Genomic DNA, 19005 nt, shown 5'->3' on the forward strand with positions numbered 1-19005 from the left:
CTCTTGTCTGCCAACATGTCCCGCCGTACCTTCGTCGGCGCCGCCGGCGTCGCGTTAGCCGCCACCGCCACCGGTATCGTGGCCAGCCCCGCCACCGCCGACAGCACCAGCTCGACCGGCTCGAGCGGCTCGGCCAAGCCAACCGTCGTGCTTGTGCATGGTGGCTTCGCCGACGCCAGCGCCAGCTGGAACGACGTCGTCGCACAGTTGCAACGGCGCGGCTACACCGTCATCGCCCCGGCCAACCCGCTGCGCAGCCTACCGACCGATGCCGCCTACCTGGCCAGCGTCCTGGCCGGCATCAACGGCCCGGTGATCCTCGCCGGACACTCCTACGGCGGCGCCGTCATCACCAACGCCGCGGCCGCCGCACCCAACGTCAAAGCCCTCGTGTACGTCGCCGCGTTCGTCCCGGACACCGGCGAGTCACTCGGCGAGCTCATCTCCAAGTACCCGGGCAGCGAAATCCAGGCCGCCCTCAACCCGGTCCCGTACCCGAACCCCGACGGCACCACCGGCACCGACCTGTACCTACAGGCCGACAAGCTGCGCCAGGTGTTCGCCGCCGACCTGCCCGCCTCCACCACCAGAATCATGGCGGCAACACAGCGGCCCTTCAACGCGCAATGCTTCGCCGACCTGACCCAGGGCGCCGCTTGGAAGACCATCCCCTCGTGGGGGCTGATCGCCACCGAGGACAAGGCCATCCCGCCCGCGTTGCAGCGCTTCGAATACCAGCGGGCCAACGCGCGCAAGACGGTGTCGGTGGCAGCGTCGCACTGCGCGATGGTCAGCCACCCCGATCTGGTCACCCAGCTCATCATCGACGCCGACCGGCGTACCAGATAATCATCTGAAACCCGGCAGATCGGGTAGTGCCATGCCTGCAGACATGGCACTACCCGGCCTCACGCCTTTGAGCTAGCCGACCGCCTGCGCCGCCTGCTTGATTAGGTGAGCCACGGCCTCGGGCCGCGGCACATACGTCGAACGGCTTCCGGGGACCTCGACCATGGAAACTGCCCGCCCGTTCAGCCACCATCCGCTGAGCCTGCAGCGGGATCATGCGGTCGTCGGAGGCCACATATTTGGATGACCTGGCACGGGTGTACGGACACCTGGACGAAGCTCGGGCAATTGCCGCCCTTCGCCGGGTTCAACCGATCCCTTATGTCCGCGGTGCCGTGAGCAACCGCGCTGGAAGAAATTGAAACCTTCCTACATCCTCGGCGCGCCCGTGGCGGGGGCCAATGGAATAGCGTGTCGGCGACCGGACGGTGAACGACGTGAGCGATCGAAGCCAGCCCGGCGGGACGTCGATCGAGCGTGGTCACCAGGAGGCCTTGCGGATGCCGGGCAGTTCGCCGCGCAATGCCAGCTCGCGGAACCGCACCCGGGACAGCCCGAATCGGGCGAGGACACCGCGCGGCCGGCCGTCGATCTGATCCCGCGAGCGCAGCCGCACCGGGCTGGAGTCGCGTGGCATCCGCGCCAGCCGACGGACCGCGTTCGCCCGTACCTGAGGGTCAGTGTCCGGGTGGGCGATGGTCTGTTTCAGCCCCGCGCGCTGGCCGGCATGCCGGCCGACGAGGGCCTCCCGGCGGGCCTGCCGGTTGCCGAGGCTCTTCTTGGCCATGTCAGCGTTCTTCGCGGAAGTCGACGTGCCGGCGGACCATCGGGTCGTACTTGCGCAGCACCATACGGTCCGGGTTGTTGCGACGGTTCTTGCGCGTCACGTACGTGTAGCCGGTGCCGGCGGTACTGCGCAGCTTGACCACCGGCCGGATGTCGGTGTGCCGGGCCATCAGACCTTCACCCCCTTGGCCCGCAGCTCGGCGACGACCCTTTCGACGCCCTTACGGTCCACGGTCTTCAGCGCCCTGGCGGTGAGTGTGAGACGGATCCATCGGCGCTCCGACGGCAGCCAGTAGCGGTGGTTCTGCACGTTCGGGTTCCACCGGCGGCGGGTGCGCCGGTGGGAGTGGGACACGGCGTTGCCGAAACTCGGCTTCGCACCGGTGACCTCACATCGTCTGGACACAGGGACTCCTTCCCCTTCGCAGTTGACTGTAACGACAATCGTTTTCATTTCTACATCAGCCCATCGGGTGGCTCCATCGCGGGGTCCCCGATGCCCCAGAGCTGGGGCGGCAAGGCGCAGAGCAGCAGCCAGCGCCACCACGGGTGGAGGCCGTTGACAAGCTCGCGCCGGGCTTCACGTCCGCCCGCCGGATGCGGCATCCCGAATGCGCGGCTCGCAGCAGGCGGCTCCGGAGCGATCGAGCAGGTGACGACGAGCAAAGACCGGCGAGGCGCTGCGAGCCGGACGGGTCCCACGATGACGCCCGCGCCCTCTGCATGACCGCACGCTCAACGTGCCTATAATGACAATCGTTTTCATTTACGTTGAGAGGACTGTGATGCCGTCGTCACCACTGGCTCCGGCCGACACCGCGACCATGGACCCGCAGGCGCGACCCTCGCTGACCGTGCTTGGTGGCTTCTGGCCGGCGGCAACCTTCGCCGTCGCCCGGACCCTGCTCGCCGCCGACCCGTCGTTGCTGCTGGTGCGCCACGACCTGAGCGATATCCGCGACGGCGTCATACGCCGGGTCATCCGTAGCGGCGCCGGCATCGTCTCCGACGATCAGGTCGACCTGATGCACGGTTGCGTTTCCTGCACGCTGCGCGAGGATGTGCTGCCCACCCTGGCCCGGCTTGCCCGCAGCCATCCCGACCGGGACCTGGTGCTGATGCTGCCCGAGGTGGTCGAACCGGAGGCCGTCGCCGCCGCCTGTGCACACTGCCTCGTCGATGGCGCTCCGGTCACCGATCTGATTCGGATCGACTCCTATGTCACCGTGGTCGACGCCGAGCACCTTCTCGACGGGCTGGCCAGCACCGACGACCTGCGGGACCTCGGCATTCATGCCGCCGAGGACGACCACCGGGCGCTGGCCGACGTCGTTGTGCGCCAGATCGAGTACGCCGACACCCTGGTGCTGTGGGGCAGGTCCCCCGAGGGCCCCTTCGACACCAGCCGGCTATCCGTTCTGTTGCAACGGATGGCGCCGTGGGCCGCGCAGATCCACGTCGGCACCGACGTCGTCGACGCCGACGAGCTGTCCCGGCAACTGCGCGATACCGACAGGCACCGACCCGAGACTCCGGGCGTGCTCGCCCGCGGTCTGGAGGGGTACGCGCTCGGAGTGCACGAACCGCAGTCCGACTGTGGCGTCGTGTCCGCCGTCTTCCGCGCCCGCCGACCGTTTCACCCCCGACGGCTGCACGAGATGCTCGAAACCGTCAACGCCGACGTCATCCGCTCCCGCGGCCACATCTGGCTGGCCAGCCAAACCGACACCGTGGTGGCGTGGGAATTCGCCGGCGGTGGACTCGGCATGGGGTCGCTGGGCCGGTGGCTGGTCGCCCTACCCGACGAGGACTGGGACCACGCATCCGACCAACGGCGGCTCGCCGCCGCCCTGGACTGGGACCACTACTACGGCGACCGCCACCAGCACCTGGTCTTCCTCGGCCTCGACCTGGACGCGGTCGACCTGCACCACACTCTCGCCGACTGCCTACTCACCGACGCGGAACTCGCCGACGGCGAGGACGCCTGGCGAAGCTACGACGATCCGTTCGCCGGATGCTTTCCACTTGCCACCCTCGACCCCGACCGCACCGACACCGAAGGAGCAGTCTCATGAAGCCCGGTATCCACCCCGCCTACCAGCCCGTCATCTACCGCGACCGCGCCGCCGACTTCGCCTTCCTCACCCGCTCGACCGCAACCAGCGACCAGCGCGTCGAGTGGACCGACGGCAATACCTACCCCGTCATCGACGTGCAGATCTCCTCCGCCAGTCACGCCTTCTGGACCGGCCGGCAGCGACTGCTCGACACGGAGGGCCGGGTCGAGAAGTTCCGTGCCAAGTACGCCGGCCGGGCACCGCAGTCGCGATGACCATCCGAGTCGACATCGACTTGGTCGCCAAGGAGCCGATCTCGTCGCTGCCCGTCGGCATGGGCGGCAGCGGCGGTCCACACTCACCACTCTGTTCGCCCGCTACCGACCGGTGTTGGTCATTGACGCTGACATCAACCAGCACCTCACGGTGACCCTCGGTGGCACCGCTGTGATGGCCGCCCAGCCACCTCCGCACATTGCGGCGTCAGCGCAACGCTGCGGCGTTGGGCTCACGGACCGACCAGGGCCGGGTCCTTAACGACATTCCGGCCCTGGTCGGTCACTAGACAGATCCGCCGAAAGCTCAGCGCACGCACTCGGCGCAGGTGCCGAAGATTTCCAGGGTATGGCCGACATCCGTGAATCCGTGTTGCGCGGCAAGCTGGTCTGCCCACCGCTCCACGGCTGGCCCGGCCACCTCGACGGTGCGCCCGCAGTTACGGCAGACCAGGTGGTGGTGGTGTTTGCTCTGGCTGCACCGGCGAAAAAGTTGCTCGCCCCCCGGCAGCCGAGTCGAGTCGATCTCCCCGGCGTCCACCAGCAGCTGCAATGTCCGGTAGACGGTGGTCAGGCCGACCCCCGCCTTGCGCGCCAGCAGCATCTGGTGCAGTTGCTGCGCCGAGTGGAAGCCCTCCACCTCGCGCAACAGCGCCAGCACCTCGCCACGCTGTCGGGTGTTCCGGGTTACATTCGGCATCGCCTGGTTCACCGTGGCCGCCATCCTCCCGTGATCTCGGCCGCCGCCGGCCTACCGCTTCCGACGCTTGCCGCGCTGCCGGTCGGACCATTATGCGTCGTGGGCCCTCATCGACGCCGTGCCATCTCCCGACCTCGCCTCTGCGGCGTTGCGGGACGGCGGTGACCAGGCCTCCATGGCAGGGCTACCGCCGGCCCCGCTTCCGCTCAAGGGGCAGGTTGACCGATGAGTACCGGGTGTCCGGCGAGGTCTTCCACGTCCTCAGCGAGCCGGCGCGACAGGCGCTACGCGCCCCAGTAGGGGCGGCCCTGCGGGGGTGCGGGTTGCTCCGACACTCCGGTTGTGGACATCGGCGCTGGCACCGGTTTGAGCACGGTGGGTGCTGGCCGCGGCGTTCCCCGGTGCTGACGTACTGGCGGTCGAGCCGTCGCCGGTCCTGCGCGCGGCGCTGCTCGCCCGGATGGTCGACAATGTGGAGCTGCGTGCCCCGGTCACCGTCGAGGCCGCAGACGCTCTCCGCATCGAGCTGCCGGACCGGCTTAGCGCCGCCCTGGCGATGAACCGGACACCTCACCCCGTCCGGGCGGCGGGAGATCCTGCGACGCATCGCCGCCCGATTGGCGCCCGGCGCCGCTGATGCTGCTGGAAACGTGGTCTCCGCCGCCGACCTGCTGGCGGAGCTTGCCGACGTCGGCTTGGCCGGTGAGGTCGGTCCGATCGACGTCATCCGCGCCGTCCGCTCGGCTTGGCGTCTGCTCGCTGGCGTGCTTGCCACCCGGCCAGCGACGAAGCGCCCCGTCTGCGGGGGCGGCGACGCCCGATGCTGGTCAAGGGGATCGTCCTCAGAGGCCCAGAATGCCGATACGCGTTTTTGATCAGCGAGGGGCGTGCTGGTGATGTCACGGTGAGATCACAACGTCGGTCCACGTATCGACATTGACTACCAACACCACGAAGGATTCGCTCACGCGTGCCCTGCACCAACAGGGCCCTGTTCTCTGGAGGAAAGAGAACGTGAGTAAACCCCGCAACCTGAGCAGGCGTACCTCCGCTGCGCTCTTCGCATCGGTCCTGGCCGCCGGTGCCATGACCGTGACGGGTGGTGCCGCCACCGCGAGCGCTGCCCCATCCGCACCCGACGCCCCGCAGGCCACCCCCGCCGAGGCGTTGGGCTCGCACGACGCCAAGCTCCTCGCCCAGGCTGAGGCGAAGCACGCGCCGACGGTGACCCTGATCGTGGCCGCCGAGAAGGGCGAGACGACCGACGTCGCCGACGGCGTCAAGGCTCTCGGCGGCGCCGTCAACCGGCGCTTCGACCAGATCGGCTACGTCCTGGCGACGGTGCCGACGGCGAAGGTGCTCAGGGCGGCCACGCTGCCGGGTGTCGCCGCGGTCGACCTGGACGAGACGATCCAGCTTCCGGACCCAACCGCCGGCACCGCACCCTCCGGGGCGAAGGCCGCCGTGCAGGGCGCCACGCTGAGCGGACCCGGAACAGGCACCGGTGCGGTGAACCCGTACATGCCGACCAACGAGACCGGCGCCGAGTCCTTCAAGGCCGCCCACCCGCAGTGGGACGGCCGCGGTGTGACCATCGGCATCATGGACTCCGGTGTGGACCTGGACCAGCCGGCGCTGCAGAAGACCACGACCGGTGAGCGGAAGATCGTCGACTGGGTCACCGCGACGGACCCGGTGACCGAGAACGACGGCACCTGGCGGCGGATGGCCACCGAGGTGACCGGCCCCTCGTTCACCACCGGCGGCGCGACCTGGACCGCGTCGGCGGGGACCTACAAGTTCAACCTGTTCCGGGAGAACATCACCGCTGCCAGTGACCCCGCGGGTGACGTCAACCGCGACGGTGATGCCACCGACGCGTGGGGCGTCCTCTACAACCCGGTGACCCACGACATCTGGGTCGACGTCGACCAGGACAACAGCTTCACCGACGAGACGGCCATGCGCCCGTACCGGGAACGCTTCGACGTCGGGCACTTCGGCATCGACAACCCGGCCACCGCGGTGCGGGACCAGATGCCCTTCGTCGTCGAGTACCGCGAGGACGTCGATACCAGCCCGCTGGGCATTCCCGGCACCGCGGACTACGTCAACATCGGGATCATCGAGTCCACCCACGGCACCCACGTCGCGGGCATCACCGCCGCCAACGACATGCTCGGCAACAGCGCGTTCGACGGCGCGGCTCCCGGCGCCAAGCTGGTGTCATCCCGGGCCTGCTCGTGGGGTGGCGGCTGCACCGCCGCGGCGCTGACCACCGGCATGGCCGACCTGGTCATCAACCGTCACGTGGACGTGGTCAACATGTCCATCGGTGGCCTGCCGACGCTGAACGACGGCTCGAACGCCCGCGCGCAGCTCTACAACGACCTGATCACTACGTACGGCGTGCAGATGTTCATCTCGGCCGGCAACTCCGGTCCAGGCCTGAACACCGTCGGCGACCCGTCGGTCGCCGAGAACGTCGTCAGCGTGGCGGCGAACATCAGCAGCGACACCTGGCTGGCCAACTACGGCTCGGTGGTGCGCACCAAGAATGCGCTGTTCAACTTCTCCTCCCGCGGCCCGCGTGAGGACGGGGGCTTCAAGCCGAACATCACCGCCCCGGGATCGGCGATCTCCACCGCGCCGACCTGGCAGCCGGGCAACCCGGTGCCCGAGGCCGGTTATCCGCTGCCGCCGGGCTACCAGATGCTCAACGGCACCTCGATGGCCTCCCCGCAGGCTACCGGCGCCGCCGCGCTACTGCTCTCCGCCGCGAAAGCAACCGACAAGGGTGTCACTCCGGCCGCGCTGCGCCGGGCCATTTACACCTCTGCCAAGCCAATCGCCGCGGTCGCCACGTACGCGCAGGGCTACGGCATGTTCAACGTGCCGGGCGCGTGGAAGCTGCTCAGCAAGAACGTCGAAACCCGCTCGTACGTCTCCGACGCTCCGGTCTGCACCGAGCTGTCGGAGAACCTCACCCGCTACGACCGCGACCTGAGCAGGTTCGTTCCGAACCCGAACCGCGGCGCTGGCGTCTACAACCGCTGCACCTCTGCCGAGGGCGGGCAGAAGGTCGGCCAGAACCGGACGTACCAGGTCAAGGTCACCCGGACCAGCGGCCCAGCCGGCACGGTCAGCCACAAGCTGGCCCTGCGCGGCAACGACGGCACCTTCACCGCACCCAAGACGGTTGCGCTTCCGCTCAATAAGGCCGTGACGATCCCGGTCACCGCCAAGCCGAAGTCCACCGGCGCGCACGGCACGATCCTGACCGTGGACGACCCGAAGACCTCCGTGATCGACTTCGAGGTCTCCGCCGTCGTGGTGGCCGGGAACGATGTCACCAAGCCCGGCTACTCGTTCTCCGCTGAGGGATCGGTGGCGCGCAACGGCTTCACCTCGTACTTCGTCACCGTGCCGGCCGGCGCGGGGGCGCTGCAGGTGAACCTGTCGGGCATCGCCACCGGGTCGCAGACCCGGTTCATCGCCATCAACCCGTACGGCGTGCCGGTGGAGAGCACGGCGAGCACCGCCTGCTACACCAACTTCTCCGACGCTGCCGCCTGCAAGCCGCAGGAGCGGGACTACCAGAACCCGATTGCTGGGATTTGGGAGATCGAGGTGGAGTCGCGGCGGACCTCACCGGCGCTGAACAACCCGTTCCAGCTTCAGGCGCGGGTGCAGGGCGTGCAGGTCGAGCCGTCCGTGATCGAGCTGCCGTCGGTCACCGCCGGTGAGCCGACCTCGGCGAACTGGACGCTGACCAACACCTTCGGCCCGGTCGCGGTGACCGGTCAGGGTGGTCCGCTGTCGAGCGTGCACGCCGAGCGGCCGACCATCGCCGAGGGCGCCCAGCAGGAGTACCTGCTGGACGTTCCGGAGGGTGCCACCAGCTTCACGGCTCGGATCGGCAACACCGCCAATCTGGGCGCGGATCTGGACCTGACGGTGTTCCGCGGCGATGTCCAGGTCGGCCAGGCGGCCGACGGTGACTCCGAGGAAGCTGTCACCGTCGCGAACCCGCCAGCGGGCACGTACCGGGTCGTCGTCGACGGGTATGCCGTGGACGGGCCGGGGACCAGCACCGCCTACGACTACCGGGACTCGTTCTCGGCTCCGTCGCTGGGCGCTCTGGCCACCCCGAGCACCCCGCTCGCCCTGCCCAACGGCGCTACCGCCACCCTCACCGGTACGGTGACCGCCCAGTCCGCCCCGGGCGCCGGGCGTGAGCTGTTCGGCGAGCTGGCCGTCGTCACCACCGAGGGCGCGGTCGTCGGCCGCGGCGCCGTCTCCATCGGCACGGTCAACTGAATCACCGCACGACGCAGGAGCCCATCCCCGATCTCTCGGGGATGGGCTCCTGCGCACAGCCCCCACAGCACCGCGACGTCAGGGCGCCGGCAGGTGCCCGGCCGAACCATCCGCGGATAAGCGCGAACTCCGGCCCGAGTCACCGTCGTCGCAATGGGGTGCCGGTCACCAGGGCAGGTTGCCGTTCGCGTCGTGGAACTCGCCGCTGGGACCGTTGTCGTCGAGCAGCGCGAACCGTACGGCGACGGCCGCGCCGCGGGCGGGGTCACCAGCACCGGGCGTCGGCCTGCCCCCGTAGAGGTCGGTCGCGACGTACCCAGGTGTGACTGCGTTGATCTTCACGGGTGTGTCGCGGAGTTCCTTGGCGTAGAGGATGGTCAGCGCGTTCAGCGCGGCCTTCGACGACTGGTACGCGCCGACGTTGATCGGTATCCGGTTCCTCATCAGGGTGAGGGAGCCGACCTCGCTGGACACGTTGACGATCCGCGGTGACGGGGAACGCAGCAGCACGGGCAGGAAGGCGTTGATGACGGCGACGACGCCGAACACGTTCGTCTCGTAGGTGCGGCGCAGGTCCTCCGGCGACGTCCGGGACGGGGTGTCGTAGCCGCTGCTGATGCCGGCGTTGTTGACGAGGATGTCCAACGCCGTGACATGCGCGGCGGCAGCCGCGACGGAGGCGGCGTCGGTGACGTCCAGCTGGAGCAGCTGCACGTCGAGCCCTTCGGCGCGCAGTTCGTCGACCGTGCGCTGGCCGCGCGAGGTGTCGCGGGAGCCGGCCAGCACGCTGACCCCTGCCTGTGCCAGCTGCCGGGCGATGTGCCGGCCGACGCCCTTGTTTGCCCCGGTGACGAGCGCGATCTTGCTGTGGTGAGCCATGGCTCGAGGCTGCCCGGCGGGGTGGGCCGGGCGACAGGCCCAGCCAATACCAGTCTCGGCGGGCACCTTTGGGTCGTGTACGGCCGACTGTCTGGTTCATCCAGGTACCGTTCGTACCTGGCAGCTGGGCGAGCGCGGGCGATACTTGCGGCCATGGACCGTACCGAGCTTGGCGAGTTCCTGCGCAGCAAGCGGGAGCGAACGCGACCGCAGGACGTCGGCCTGCCGGCCGGCACCGTGCGCCGGACCCCGGGGCTGCGCCGGGAGGAGGTCGCCCGGCTCGCGCACATCTCGGTCGAGTACTACACGCGGCTGGAACAGGCCCGCGGGTCCAGCCCGTCCCGGCGGGTGCTCGGCGAGCTGGCCCGGGCTCTGCGCCTGAGCGCGGACGAACGCGACCATTTGTTCGACCTTGCCGGTGTCGCACCGGAATCGGCGGCCGGACCCCGCTCCGACGTCCCGGCGACCGTGTTGAACCTGCTGGAGCACATGACGGACGTCGCGGCGTTCGTGGTCAACGCCCGCTACGACGTAATCGCGTGGAACGGCCTGGCCGCGGCCCTGTTCGAGGACTTCTCCGCGGTTCCACCGGCCCGCCGCAACCTCATCTACCGCCACTTCCTGCACCCCGACCCCGCCGCGCGGCACTACGGGATGAGCGGCGCGGGAGAGTTCGGCAGGCTGGCGGTGGGCCAGTTGCGAGCGGCCGCTGGCCGGTACCCGACCGACCCGCAGATCCACGCAATGGTCGACACGCTGTACCGGGGCAGCGCCGAGTTCGCGCAGCTGTGGGACGTCCACCATGTGGAGACCGGACACCACCACCGCAAGACGATGCACCACCCGATGGTGGGCACCCTTGAGCTGAACTGCGACACGCTCGCCGTGCCCATGCGCGACCAGTACCTCGTCTGCTTAACCGCTCAGCGGGGCAGCCCCTCCCATGACGCACTGCGCCTGCTGTCGGTGGTCGGCACCCAGGACATGAGCGTTGCCGTGGACACCGAGTGACGACGTTCCGGCTGGGGCCGTTCCCGGTCGCGCGAGTCGGGTACGGCGCCATGCAACTGACCGGGCCCGGTGTGTTCGGCCCACCGGCCAGCAGTGACGATGCCATCGCCGTACTCAGGACCGCAGTGGAGATCGGTGTGAACCACATCGACACCGCCGAGTACTACGGACCCCGGGTCGTCAATGAGCTGATCCGGGAGGCGTTGCACCCGTACCCGGACGGGCTGGCGATTGTCAGCAAGGTGGGGGCCCGGCGGGACGACGCGGGTGCGGTACTGCCCTACGACGAGCCCGACGAACTGCGCAGGGGCATCGAGGACAACCTCCGGACGCTGCGGGTCGACCGCCTTGCCGCGGTCAACCTCAGGCTGATGGACGACTCACCTCCAGACGGCCGGTTCGATGCCCAACTGGCCGCGATGGTCACGGCTCGAGACGAAGGTCTGATCGCCGGAATCGGTCTCAGCAATGTCTCGCTCGCCCACCTGCGGCGGGCGCTCGCGGTCGCCGAGATCGTGTGCGTACAGAACTCGTTCAGCTTGCTCGACCGCGCTTCGATGCCGGTGCTGCAGGAGTGCGCGCGGCGCGGCATCGCGTTCGTGCCCTACGTTCCGCTGGGCTGGCCGCGAGATCGGCGCGAGGCCATCTTCAACAACCCGGCGGTGAACCGCCTCGCCCGCCGGCACCAGGCCACGCCGGCGCAGATCGCGCTGGCATGGCTGCTCGCCCTGTCCCCGAACGTCCTGCTGATACCGGGCACCGCCTCGCTGCGGCACCTGCGGGAGAACCTCGCGGTGGATCGCATCGAGCTGGACCGGGACGCCACGAACCAGCTCGACTCGGCGTTCGCCTGAGCGGCCGGGCGGCTGGGACCTACCGCCGAAGGCCCCGGTGTCCCGCGACCCCGGGAGCCGGCGGCTGGCCGGCGCCCGGGGAGAGCGGCGTTGCGGCGGGCACAGTTCAGGGATGGATCTGGGATCCGAAGCCGAGGTCGAGACGGACGGATTCGAGGATGGTCAGGGTGCTGCTCGTGGTGAAAACGTCGGCCGCAGCCAGCACCCCGGTGTATTTCGCGATGACGGGGGCGGCGGCCTGGTCGGTGACCGCGTCCAGGTAGGTCTTCACCGCGGCCCACGGGTTCGGGCCGTACTTCACGAAGTATGGCGTCGGATCGACCGTGGCGAGCGCGGTCTTCACGTTGTCGACGATGTCGGTCACGTACTGCTGGTGCAGGCCGAGGTCGGCGCGAGTGCCGAGCCGGCCCAGGTGGCCGCCGATGTAGTGCTTCCAGGGGTAGGAAAGGGCGGTGGTGGGGGCGGCGATGAATCCGGGTATGTCGGCGCTGAGGTTGAGGTTGTAGATGGGTACCCAACCGGGCAACGCGATGTCGACGAGCATGAGGGTGTCGTGGTCCGGCAGGTGGATGTAGATGTTGTCTGGCGCGTGGTTAGAGCCGCGCCAGGCCAACTCGACGCGTTCCCCGCCAACGCGCAGGGTGCGACGGTCCTGGAAGGTGACATCGGGGGCGGGTCGGGCCGGGTCGTTGTACTGCAGCAGCAGCCGGCGGGTCTCCGCGTGGCCGACGCGCACGACATGCTTGCCGAACAACGCCGACGCGCCGATATGGTCGGCATGGTGGTGGGAGTACACCAGGTGCGTCACCCTGTTGCTGACGCCGTTGGCGGCGGCGATCTCGTCCACGGCCCGCCGGAGGTTGTGGCCGATGGTCGGCGGCGCGTCGAACAGCACGACGCCGTCGCGGGTGGTCAGGAACGCGGACTGGTAGGTGCCATCGGTGACCCAGTACAGGTTCCGCTCCACCCGTCCGACGTAGTAACCCTGACTGTTGAGGGCGGGTCCGAGCGCCGACGGGGGTACGGGCGCGTAGTCCTGCAGGGCCGAGTCGGCCTCGGCCGGCGACGGTCCCGCCACCGCGGCCATGATGGCGCCGATCGACGGCGCCGCCGCGAGCGCCGCGCCGCGGGCGAGCAACGACCGCCGGCTCGTACCGGACCGGTCGGTATTGGTTGGTGTCACAGTGACTCCTTGGTACGTGATGGTCTGAGCTTCGCGAGGCCACCGCGAGCCGTCCATAGCGGACGGCCTGCGGTGGACGGGGTCCGCTGGCTAGTCGACGCTGACGGCGTCCTTGTGTTCGAGCAGCCACTGGTGGAATGTGCGCAGTCCGGGGTGCAGCGCGCGCACCACGGTCAGGTCGCGGGCGCCGGTGAAGGTGCCGGCGGCCTCGGTGTAGTACTGGAACATGTTTCCGATCTCCGCCGCGGCGGGGATGCCGAGAGCTCGGAACTGGTCGTGGGTCAGCGGCCGGTAGGCCACCGGCTCGCCCAATACGTCGGCGAACACGGCCGCGATCTGCGCGCCGGTCAGGTGCTCGCCGGCGATGCTGACCGTCGCGCCGAGGTAGTCCTCGCCGGCGGCGAAGATGCCGAGCGCGGTGCGGCCAATGTCCTCGGCGGCGATCCCGGCCAACGCGCTGTTACCCATCGGCAGCGTGAGCACCAGCTGTCCGGACTCGTCGCGGAGCGGCCCGAACCCTTGCAGAAACGCCTCCCAATAGAAGGTGGTGCGCAGGAACGTCGTCGGCACACCGAGGTCGAGGAAGTACCGGTCCGCCTCCGCCTTCGCGTCGAAGTGCGGCACGGTGTAGGAGCCGTCGAGCACCGGTACCCGGGGATCGGTGACCGGGAGTCGTTCGCGGGTGTCCTCCAGCGTTGACCAGATCACGTGCCGCAGGTCGGCCTGCTTCGCCGCCCGGGCCGCGTTGCGTGCGTGGCCCAACTCGGTCTGCGCCGACATGCCTTCCCAGTAGTTCGTCACCACATAGGCGCCGTACGCGCCGACGAACGCGCGCCGCAGGCTCGACTCGTCGTCGAGGTCAGCCTCGACCACCTGCGCGCCACGGGAGGCCAACTCACGGGCGGCATCGGAGTCCGGCCGGCGGGTCAGCGCCCGGAGCGTGAACTCACCGCGTGGATCCGCCAGGATGGCGTTGGCCAGGCCACCGCCCTGCGCGCCGGTGGCGCCCACCACCGCGATGGTTTTCGTTTCGGACATGCCAATTCCTCCCGTGTCGGGGTCTTTGCGCGAAACCCATGCGCGGGATAGCGCACGGGCGACGGGGAGCTGTGTGCTGTGTCAGCTCGCCACGGGTCCAGCGTCGCGTGCCGGTGGACGACCAACCAGGTACAGCCTGGGCACGGCTAGCGGCAGGAATGTCCGCATTGCCGGGAATGGCGGTGGTCGGCAGTCGACAGCCGCAGGGGCCACCTGCGGCGAAACCTGCTCAGGCTGTGGCGGAATGAAAGCCAAGCTGGCCCTGTCCGAGCGGACCTACACCTTCACCACCTGCGCACTGACCCTCGACCGAGCCGTCAACGCCGCCCGAAACCTCGCCGCACTCGCGACGCAGGTCAACACCACCGGGAGTGGGCCGGTGACAGGACGTGGAGCAGACCGTGAGCCGGGCGAGCATCGGCTATAGCGTCTTCGCTGTTCCGACCCCGAAGCCTGAGTCAGGGACCAACGGTCGTTTGCCCGTTCGGCTAATGGGAACAAGCCGCGGGCCCGACGCGAAGTCTGCCAGCAGTACAGCACCGGCAAGGAGATCAGATGGATGCGAGCGTAACCGCCGGAGCGGACGAGACGTCACCCTCGCCGGCACCCGACCAGGTCGCCGTACTCGCCCAATTCATCGCGAAGCCCGGCCGGGAAGCCGACGTGTGTGACGCTCTACTGCACCTGGTCGGGCCCTCGCGCGCCGATCCAGGGAACCTCAGCTACGACCTGCATCGGCTGAAGAACAATCCAGCGGCGTTTTACCTTCTGGCCAACTGGGCGGACCAGTCTGCCCTCGATCAGCACATGGCGAGCGCGCACGTACGGACTCTGCTGCGCGAGCAGACTGTGCCAGAGCTGGTGGCTCCGCCCATGGTGCGCTCCGCGCGGCTACTTTCCAGCCCGGACACCAGACCGGACAGTCCGCGGGCAACCGCGAACTCCAGCGCCCAAGTGACCCTCGTCCCGTTCTTCACCATCAGTCCGGGTGCGGTCGACGTGGTACGCCAGGCCCACCTGGCGATGGTGGAGCCGACCCGGGCTGAACCGGGTTGTCTCGACTATGACCTGTACCAGACCCGGGAGGACCCGCGGGTGATGTTCTTCTACGAGAACTGGACTGACCAGGATGCGCTCGCCAGGCACATGAACACGCCGAACTTTCTTCGCTATGTGCGGGGCGAGATCGACGGGCGACTGGTTGTCCCGTGGACCGCGCACATGATGGCGATGATCAGCCAGCCTCCCCCGGTAACGAGCCGGACCGCATCGGAGGGAGGACGTTAAGAGGTCCTAACTCTTTGAGTGTTGGAGTCGGCGCCAGCAGATGATGGCGCAGGCGAGGGTGAGGAAGGCTTCGTGGATGTCGTCGCGGATCTCCCACCGCACCCGCAGGCGGCGGAACCAGTGCAACAGGGCGATGGTCTGCTCGACGACCCAGCGTCGGGTACCGAGTCCTAAACCGTGGTCGACGCCGCGTCGGGCGATGACGGGTGTGATGCCTCGGGTCCGTAGCGCACGGCGGTAGATGTCGTAGTCGTAGCCGCGGTCTGCGTAGATCCGGTCGGCCGTTGCCGGGCTCTGCCGCGGATGCCCTTTGATCGGCGGGACTTTGTCGATCAGGGGCATCAGTTGGGTGATGTCATGGCGGTTGCCGCCGGTCAGGCTGACGGCGAGGGGGATGCCGCCTGTGTCGGTGATGACGTGGTGTTTCGAGCCTGGCTTGCGGCGGTCGACCGGGCTCGGGCCGGTTTTGGGCCGCCCTTGAGCGCCCGGACGTGGGAGCCGTCGATCACCGCCCGGGACATGTCCAGTTGCCCGGCGGCGCGGAGTTTGCCCAGCAGCACTTCGTGCAGTTGCTGCCACACGCCGGCGTCGTTCCAGTCCCGCAACCTGCGCCAGCAGGTCATCCCCGACCCGAACCCGAGTTCCTGGGGCAAGTGCTCGCACGGGATTGCCGTGTAGAGCACGAACAAGATCCCGCACAACACCTTGCGGTCATCCAGCGGCTTACGGCCGGGATAGCGACGCCGACGTGGTGCTCGAGGTGGCAGCAACGGCGAGATCTCGGCCCACAACTCGTCCGAGACGATCCACGGCGGCTGCTCACCCCTCCTCACGCCCAAGCACTCAAATCGACCGTCCATCAAGGACGAACGCCCCTAGATCATTCTGTTAGGAGTTCTAAGCCTTCCGCAGCACACCCGTGGAGAGCCACTGAACCAGGAATACCGCCAGGTTGACCGCGGCCTCTGCCTCGTCCTGGTTCTGGCGTCGCGAGTTCGGTCCTCCACCGTGACGCGAGTGTTGGGCGTTCCAAAGCGTTTCCATCATTATCACGATGCCCTCGGCGGCACGGGGATTGCCGCCGGCTCGTTGGCACACATACGTTGCGGCTTGCTCCCGAAGCTGGCATCACGCCTTCGGGCCGCGACGAACCTCGCCAAGCACAGCGCTGATCGCGCCCGGCCCGACGAAGCATCGAGCCGGGCGCGTCGAGTGAGCTATGCCACGAAGCGGGAACGGCGTCGGCGTCCGATCAGGTAGCCCGCGCCGCCGAGGAGCAGAAGCGCACCGCCAATGCCGGCCACGGCCGCGGTGTCGGCACCGGTCACGGCCAGCCCACCGCCCTCGCCGCCGGGGGCGCCCAGGCTGGCGGAGGTAGTAGGGGTCGGTGCAACGGTCGTCGTGGCGCTGGGCGTGGCGCTCGGTGTCGGTGTGGGCTGAGACGTCGGTGTCGGTGTGGGCTGAGAGGCGCAGTCAAGCGCACGTGCGGCGTACAGGCCGTTGTTCAGGTAAGCCAGGTAGGCATCGATGGCCCCGTCGTCGAGCACCTTTTGCGCGGCCGCCTTCACGTTGGCGCCAGCGCCCGTCAACGTCCGGACCACCGTGATCCGCAGATCCGTTGACCAGGCGTTCTGCACGTCCGCCTTGAGGAATGCGCGGAGATCATCCGCGGTGCCGTTCAGCCGCTCCTGTATTACGCGAGGCAAAACGGGCAACGAGTCGGCGTTTGCCGTGGCCAGGATCTGGGCGGCCAACACCCGCACCTGTACATCGGTGGCGGTATCCAGGTCGATGGTGACAAGCTCGCGGATATCCTTGTACACCTTGCGCTCGACCGTTTGGCAGGCCTCGTTCAGCCCGGGCGATTCGGCTTGAGCCACCGCCGGTGCCGCCGGAATCAGAAAGGCCAGCGCCATTAGGGCGCCGGCCGGGACCTTCCATCGCATGTGGTCTTCCTCCCCGTTGCAAGCCAAAACATGGAGATATTACCGTCAGTGGGCGGAAAAGCAAGAAGGGATGGACGTCCTAGACTGCGCAATGAGCAAGACCGCGGCGCAGAAGCTGTTCATCAAGCCAGGCACGGCGGTCTGGGTCGCACCGGCAACCCGTGATGATCCACACCAAGACCTTCTGCCATCGGCTGCATCGACTTACGCCGCCCGTCCAGAAGCAGACCACGCAGTTACGCCTCGCCTTTCGTGCGCTGGTCCGACCGGGCCGAGGGGCGGCGAATCCGTCGCCTACTGGCGGTCCCGCTTCGGCCGGGCGCTGCCGCAGCCGGTGAAGAACGGCGTCGGCGACGCCGCCCGGCGCGCCTGTACGACGAGCGGTCGCTGCTCAAGTCCCTCCACAAGGGATGAAAGACCCACCACCTAGATCGTTTTGTTAGGAACTCTAAGTCGGGACGGCGCCTTCTCGGCTCGCTTCGCCGCCGGAACCGCTGTACGCGAGCATGGTGCTCTCCGTCGCGCAGCACATCACGCCGGCTTGTACGGAGGTCCTCCACGAACGGCTGCCACATGTAGCTCCATGCGTTATCCCGCCGGAACAGGATCACGGCAGGCCCACATGGCTCGACGTCGCCGGAGCAAAGTGGGCATGTCAGCACAGATCAAACATCGCCCGCTGCCTGCCTCGCACCAGAGCAAGTGGCGCCCCCGTCGGTGAGCCTTCCAGCGCGTCCAGCTGGTAGCTGTTCGCCGAGGAACGACGGCACGCAGTGCAGATGGCGGCACCCCTTTGTATTCTCACGGTTGCGGGCTTCGCGGCGCTGAGGCCTAGCACATCCGAGTGGCTCGAACGACTGGAGATGCCATGACGCGCCAGCTCTCTGAGAATCAGCAAGGGCGCAACAACCTCGCCGTTGCGGCATGCGCGGTGGGTCTGGTGTCGCTGCTAGTCATTGCCGCGGCCGCGATGGGGCTGATACCGCTGCCAGTCACAACCATGAACCCCCTGCTGATCTCGCTGCTGGTCAGCGGTTGTGCGGTTGTCCTAGGCGGGATGGCACTAAAGAAGATCAAGACAGACGGGCAACATGGCCGCGGCCTGGCGATCGCCGGGTGCGCGCTTGGCGCAATCGGACTCGTGATCGCGTCTCTTATCGCACGGACCCTGTCGCAGCTAGCTGGCTGACGTCCAGTCGTTGGCCTTGCTCGGCGGCCCACCCGCCAGCCGCATCCCCAACCTCTCCGGGCAGAACACCTAGGTCCTGTTTCGGAATGGGAGACGGGCTGCGGCGTCGCCTCGCTCCGGCCCCCATTCCGAACAGGACCTAAGCTGGCGCCATGGTGGAGGTGCGGCTCGAACCGATGACCGAGGAACTGTTCGGACCCTGGAAGGCGGACGCGGAGGCGCACTACGCGCAGAGCGTCACCAGCTCCGGCGTACCGGCCGAGGCTGCGGCGGCGGAGGCCGCCGAGACCTTCGCGAGGCTGCTCCCCGACGGCGCCGGGACGGCCGGGCACCACTTCTGGTACGCCTGCGAGGGCGACCGCCGGGTCGGCTTCCTCTGGCTGAAGCTCACCGGCACGGCCGCGTTCGTGTACGACATCGCCGTCGAGCAGGACCAGCACCGTAAGGGCTACGGCCGCGCCATCATGGAAGCCGCCGAGCGCTGGAGCCGAGCGAACGGCGCCGCGACCATCGGCCTGCACGTCTTCGCCCACAACCACGGCGCCCGCAGCCTGTACGAGCAACTCGGCTACGTAGAGACCGGCCGCAAAATGTCGAAGGATCTCTAGGCGGGCGAGTCATGAGGAAC

Annotated in this window: 20 protein-coding genes and 1 pseudogene; 11 read left to right on the forward strand and 10 right to left on the reverse strand. The window is 68.5% G+C overall.

Translation table 11 applies throughout. From position 1 onward, the window contains the following. Positions 1-3 precede the first annotated feature (3 nt). Positions 4-849, forward strand: a complete 846-nt coding sequence (locus tag ACFY29_RS26640; protein ID WP_386990541.1) for an alpha/beta fold hydrolase — start codon at positions 4-6, stop codon at positions 847-849. A gap of 481 nt (positions 850-1330) precedes the next feature. Here ACFY29_RS26640 and rpsN read toward each other — a convergent pair whose 3' ends face one another. The 3 genes from rpsN to rpmB are packed head-to-tail and all read right to left on the reverse strand — an operon-like array spanning position 1331 to position 2041. Continuing rightward, positions 1331-1636, reverse strand: coding sequence for a 30S ribosomal protein S14 (gene rpsN / locus ACFY29_RS26645; RefSeq protein ID WP_386990543.1), 306 nt, complete (start codon positions 1634-1636; stop codon positions 1331-1333). Position 1637: 1 nt separating this feature from the next. Beyond that, positions 1638-1805 carry a 50S ribosomal protein L33 gene (gene rpmG, locus ACFY29_RS26650; protein WP_386990545.1) on the reverse strand — a complete coding sequence of 56 codons (168 nt, stop codon included), beginning with the start codon at positions 1803-1805 and terminating at the stop codon, positions 1638-1640. Next, a complete protein-coding gene (gene rpmB, locus ACFY29_RS26655; RefSeq protein ID WP_386990547.1) occupies positions 1805-2041 on the reverse strand; it encodes a 50S ribosomal protein L28 in 237 nt (78 codons plus the stop codon). Before rpmB ends, rpmG begins: the two co-directional genes overlap by 1 nt. A gap of 379 nt (positions 2042-2420) precedes the next feature. Here rpmB and ACFY29_RS26660 point away from each other — a divergent pair, with 379 nt between their 5' ends. Together ACFY29_RS26660 and ACFY29_RS26665 are read left to right on the forward strand one after the other, a co-directional pair. Next, on the forward strand, positions 2421-3713 hold the full coding sequence (locus ACFY29_RS26660; RefSeq protein WP_386990549.1) for a CobW family GTP-binding protein: 1293 nt from the start codon (positions 2421-2423) through the stop codon (positions 3711-3713). Beyond that, positions 3710-3970, forward strand: a complete 261-nt coding sequence (locus ACFY29_RS26665) for a type B 50S ribosomal protein L31 (RefSeq protein WP_386990551.1) — start codon at positions 3710-3712, stop codon at positions 3968-3970. Before ACFY29_RS26660 ends, ACFY29_RS26665 begins: the two co-directional genes overlap by 4 nt. 307 nt (positions 3971-4277) lie before the next feature. Here ACFY29_RS26665 and ACFY29_RS26670 read toward each other — a convergent pair whose 3' ends face one another. Next, positions 4278-4694 carry a Fur family transcriptional regulator gene (locus ACFY29_RS26670; protein WP_386990553.1) on the reverse strand — a complete coding sequence of 139 codons (417 nt, stop codon included), beginning with the start codon at positions 4692-4694 and terminating at the stop codon, positions 4278-4280. A gap of 355 nt (positions 4695-5049) precedes the next feature. Between ACFY29_RS26670 and ACFY29_RS26675 the strand changes: the two genes are divergently transcribed. Further along, on the forward strand, positions 5050-5307 hold the full coding sequence (locus tag ACFY29_RS26675) for a hypothetical protein (RefSeq protein WP_386990555.1): 258 nt from the start codon (positions 5050-5052) through the stop codon (positions 5305-5307). A 377-nt stretch (positions 5308-5684) separates the two neighbouring features. After that, complete coding sequence (locus ACFY29_RS26680; RefSeq protein ID WP_386990557.1) at positions 5685-8990, forward strand: S8 family serine peptidase; 3306 nt, start codon at positions 5685-5687, stop codon at positions 8988-8990. A 165-nt stretch (positions 8991-9155) separates the two neighbouring features. Here ACFY29_RS26680 and ACFY29_RS26685 read toward each other — a convergent pair whose 3' ends face one another. After that, positions 9156-9869 (reverse strand): SDR family NAD(P)-dependent oxidoreductase, encoded by a 714-nt coding sequence (locus ACFY29_RS26685; RefSeq protein WP_386990559.1) that lies wholly within the window; start codon positions 9867-9869, stop codon positions 9156-9158. 153 nt (positions 9870-10022) lie between these two features. On the opposite strand from ACFY29_RS26685, the gene ACFY29_RS26690 reads away from it, so the two are divergent. Both ACFY29_RS26690 and ACFY29_RS26695 read left to right on the forward strand, forming a co-directional pair. Continuing rightward, on the forward strand, positions 10023-10880 hold the full coding sequence (locus tag ACFY29_RS26690; protein WP_386990561.1) for a helix-turn-helix transcriptional regulator: 858 nt from the start codon (positions 10023-10025) through the stop codon (positions 10878-10880). Beyond that, the gene (locus ACFY29_RS26695) at positions 10877-11734 is read left to right on the forward strand and encodes an oxidoreductase (RefSeq protein WP_386990563.1); all 858 of its coding nucleotides are present in this window, start codon (positions 10877-10879) and stop codon (positions 11732-11734) included. Before ACFY29_RS26690 ends, ACFY29_RS26695 begins: the two co-directional genes overlap by 4 nt. A 106-nt stretch (positions 11735-11840) precedes the next feature. Here ACFY29_RS26695 and ACFY29_RS26700 read toward each other — a convergent pair whose 3' ends face one another. Beyond that, positions 11841-12917, reverse strand: a complete 1077-nt coding sequence (locus ACFY29_RS26700) for an MBL fold metallo-hydrolase (RefSeq protein WP_386990565.1) — start codon at positions 12915-12917, stop codon at positions 11841-11843. A gap of 90 nt (positions 12918-13007) precedes the next feature. Beyond that, on the reverse strand, positions 13008-13955 hold the full coding sequence (locus ACFY29_RS26705; RefSeq protein ID WP_386990567.1) for an NmrA/HSCARG family protein: 948 nt from the start codon (positions 13953-13955) through the stop codon (positions 13008-13010). On the opposite strand from ACFY29_RS26705, the gene ACFY29_RS26710 reads away from it, so the two are divergent. Continuing rightward, on the forward strand, positions 13954-14382 hold the full coding sequence (locus ACFY29_RS26710; protein WP_386990569.1) for a zinc ribbon domain-containing protein: 429 nt from the start codon (positions 13954-13956) through the stop codon (positions 14380-14382). The two genes, ACFY29_RS26705 and ACFY29_RS26710, sit on opposite strands and share 2 nt — an antisense overlap. 128 nt (positions 14383-14510) lie before the next feature. Further along, positions 14511-15242, forward strand: a complete 732-nt coding sequence (locus ACFY29_RS26715) for a putative quinol monooxygenase (protein WP_386990572.1) — start codon at positions 14511-14513, stop codon at positions 15240-15242. A 6-nt stretch (positions 15243-15248) separates the two neighbouring features. On the opposite strand, the gene ACFY29_RS26720 is transcribed toward ACFY29_RS26715, so the two are convergent. The 3 genes and pseudogenes from ACFY29_RS26720 to ACFY29_RS26730 form a co-directional block, all read right to left on the reverse strand. Next, positions 15249-16102, reverse strand: a protein-coding gene (locus ACFY29_RS26720; RefSeq protein WP_386990574.1) for an IS5 family transposase whose coding sequence is annotated in 2 segments (ribosomal slippage) — positions 15249-15712 and positions 15712-16102 — 855 coding nt in all. Because the reading frame shifts where the segments join, the coding sequence is not laid out codon by codon here. Positions 16103-16459: 357 nt separating this feature from the next. Beyond that, the gene (locus tag ACFY29_RS26725; protein ID WP_386990576.1) at positions 16460-17188 is read right to left on the reverse strand and encodes an LPXTG cell wall anchor domain-containing protein; all 729 of its coding nucleotides are present in this window, start codon (positions 17186-17188) and stop codon (positions 16460-16462) included. A gap of 176 nt (positions 17189-17364) precedes the next feature. Continuing rightward, positions 17365-17475: pseudogene (locus ACFY29_RS26730) on the reverse strand (transposase); the annotation flags it as partial. Positions 17476-18056: 581 nt separating this feature from the next. Here ACFY29_RS26730 and ACFY29_RS26735 point away from each other — a divergent pair. Together ACFY29_RS26735 and ACFY29_RS26740 are read left to right on the forward strand one after the other, a co-directional pair. Then, positions 18057-18377 (forward strand): DUF4190 domain-containing protein, encoded by a 321-nt coding sequence (locus ACFY29_RS26735; protein WP_386990578.1) that lies wholly within the window; start codon positions 18057-18059, stop codon positions 18375-18377. Between the two features lie 152 nt (positions 18378-18529). After that, on the forward strand, positions 18530-18985 hold the full coding sequence (locus ACFY29_RS26740; protein ID WP_386990579.1) for a GNAT family N-acetyltransferase: 456 nt from the start codon (positions 18530-18532) through the stop codon (positions 18983-18985). Positions 18986-19005: the final 20 nt, after the last annotated feature.

The sequence above is a fragment of the Micromonospora sp. NPDC000668 genome, assembly GCF_042897975.1.
Lineage (GTDB): Bacteria > Actinomycetota > Actinomycetes > Mycobacteriales > Micromonosporaceae > Micromonospora.

Excerpts from the sequence above, each read along its gene's own strand:
- ACFY29_RS26660 (WP_386990549.1), top strand. The coding sequence starts at position 2,421 with ATGCCGTCGTCACCACTGGCTCCGGCCGACACCGCGACCATGGACCCG.
- ACFY29_RS26705 (WP_386990567.1), bottom strand. The coding sequence starts at position 13,955 with ATGTCCGAAACGAAAACCATCGCGGTGGTGGGCGCCACCGGCGCGCAG.
- ACFY29_RS26665 (WP_386990551.1), top strand. The coding sequence starts at position 3,710 with ATGAAGCCCGGTATCCACCCCGCCTACCAGCCCGTCATCTACCGCGAC.
- rpsN (WP_386990543.1), bottom strand. The coding sequence starts at position 1,636 with ATGGCCAAGAAGAGCCTCGGCAACCGGCAGGCCCGCCGGGAGGCCCTC.
- ACFY29_RS26670 (WP_386990553.1), bottom strand. The coding sequence starts at position 4,694 with ATGGCGGCCACGGTGAACCAGGCGATGCCGAATGTAACCCGGAACACC.
- rpmG (WP_386990545.1), bottom strand. The coding sequence starts at position 1,805 with ATGGCCCGGCACACCGACATCCGGCCGGTGGTCAAGCTGCGCAGTACC.
- ACFY29_RS26710 (WP_386990569.1), top strand. The coding sequence starts at position 13,954 with ATGCCAATTCCTCCCGTGTCGGGGTCTTTGCGCGAAACCCATGCGCGG.
- ACFY29_RS26740 (WP_386990579.1), top strand. The coding sequence starts at position 18,530 with ATGGTGGAGGTGCGGCTCGAACCGATGACCGAGGAACTGTTCGGACCC.
- ACFY29_RS26685 (WP_386990559.1), bottom strand. The coding sequence starts at position 9,869 with ATGGCTCACCACAGCAAGATCGCGCTCGTCACCGGGGCAAACAAGGGC.
- ACFY29_RS26735 (WP_386990578.1), top strand. The coding sequence starts at position 18,057 with ATGACGCGCCAGCTCTCTGAGAATCAGCAAGGGCGCAACAACCTCGCC.
- ACFY29_RS26715 (WP_386990572.1), top strand. The coding sequence starts at position 14,511 with ATGGATGCGAGCGTAACCGCCGGAGCGGACGAGACGTCACCCTCGCCG.
- ACFY29_RS26725 (WP_386990576.1), bottom strand. The coding sequence starts at position 17,188 with ATGCGATGGAAGGTCCCGGCCGGCGCCCTAATGGCGCTGGCCTTTCTG.
- ACFY29_RS26690 (WP_386990561.1), top strand. The coding sequence starts at position 10,023 with ATGGACCGTACCGAGCTTGGCGAGTTCCTGCGCAGCAAGCGGGAGCGA.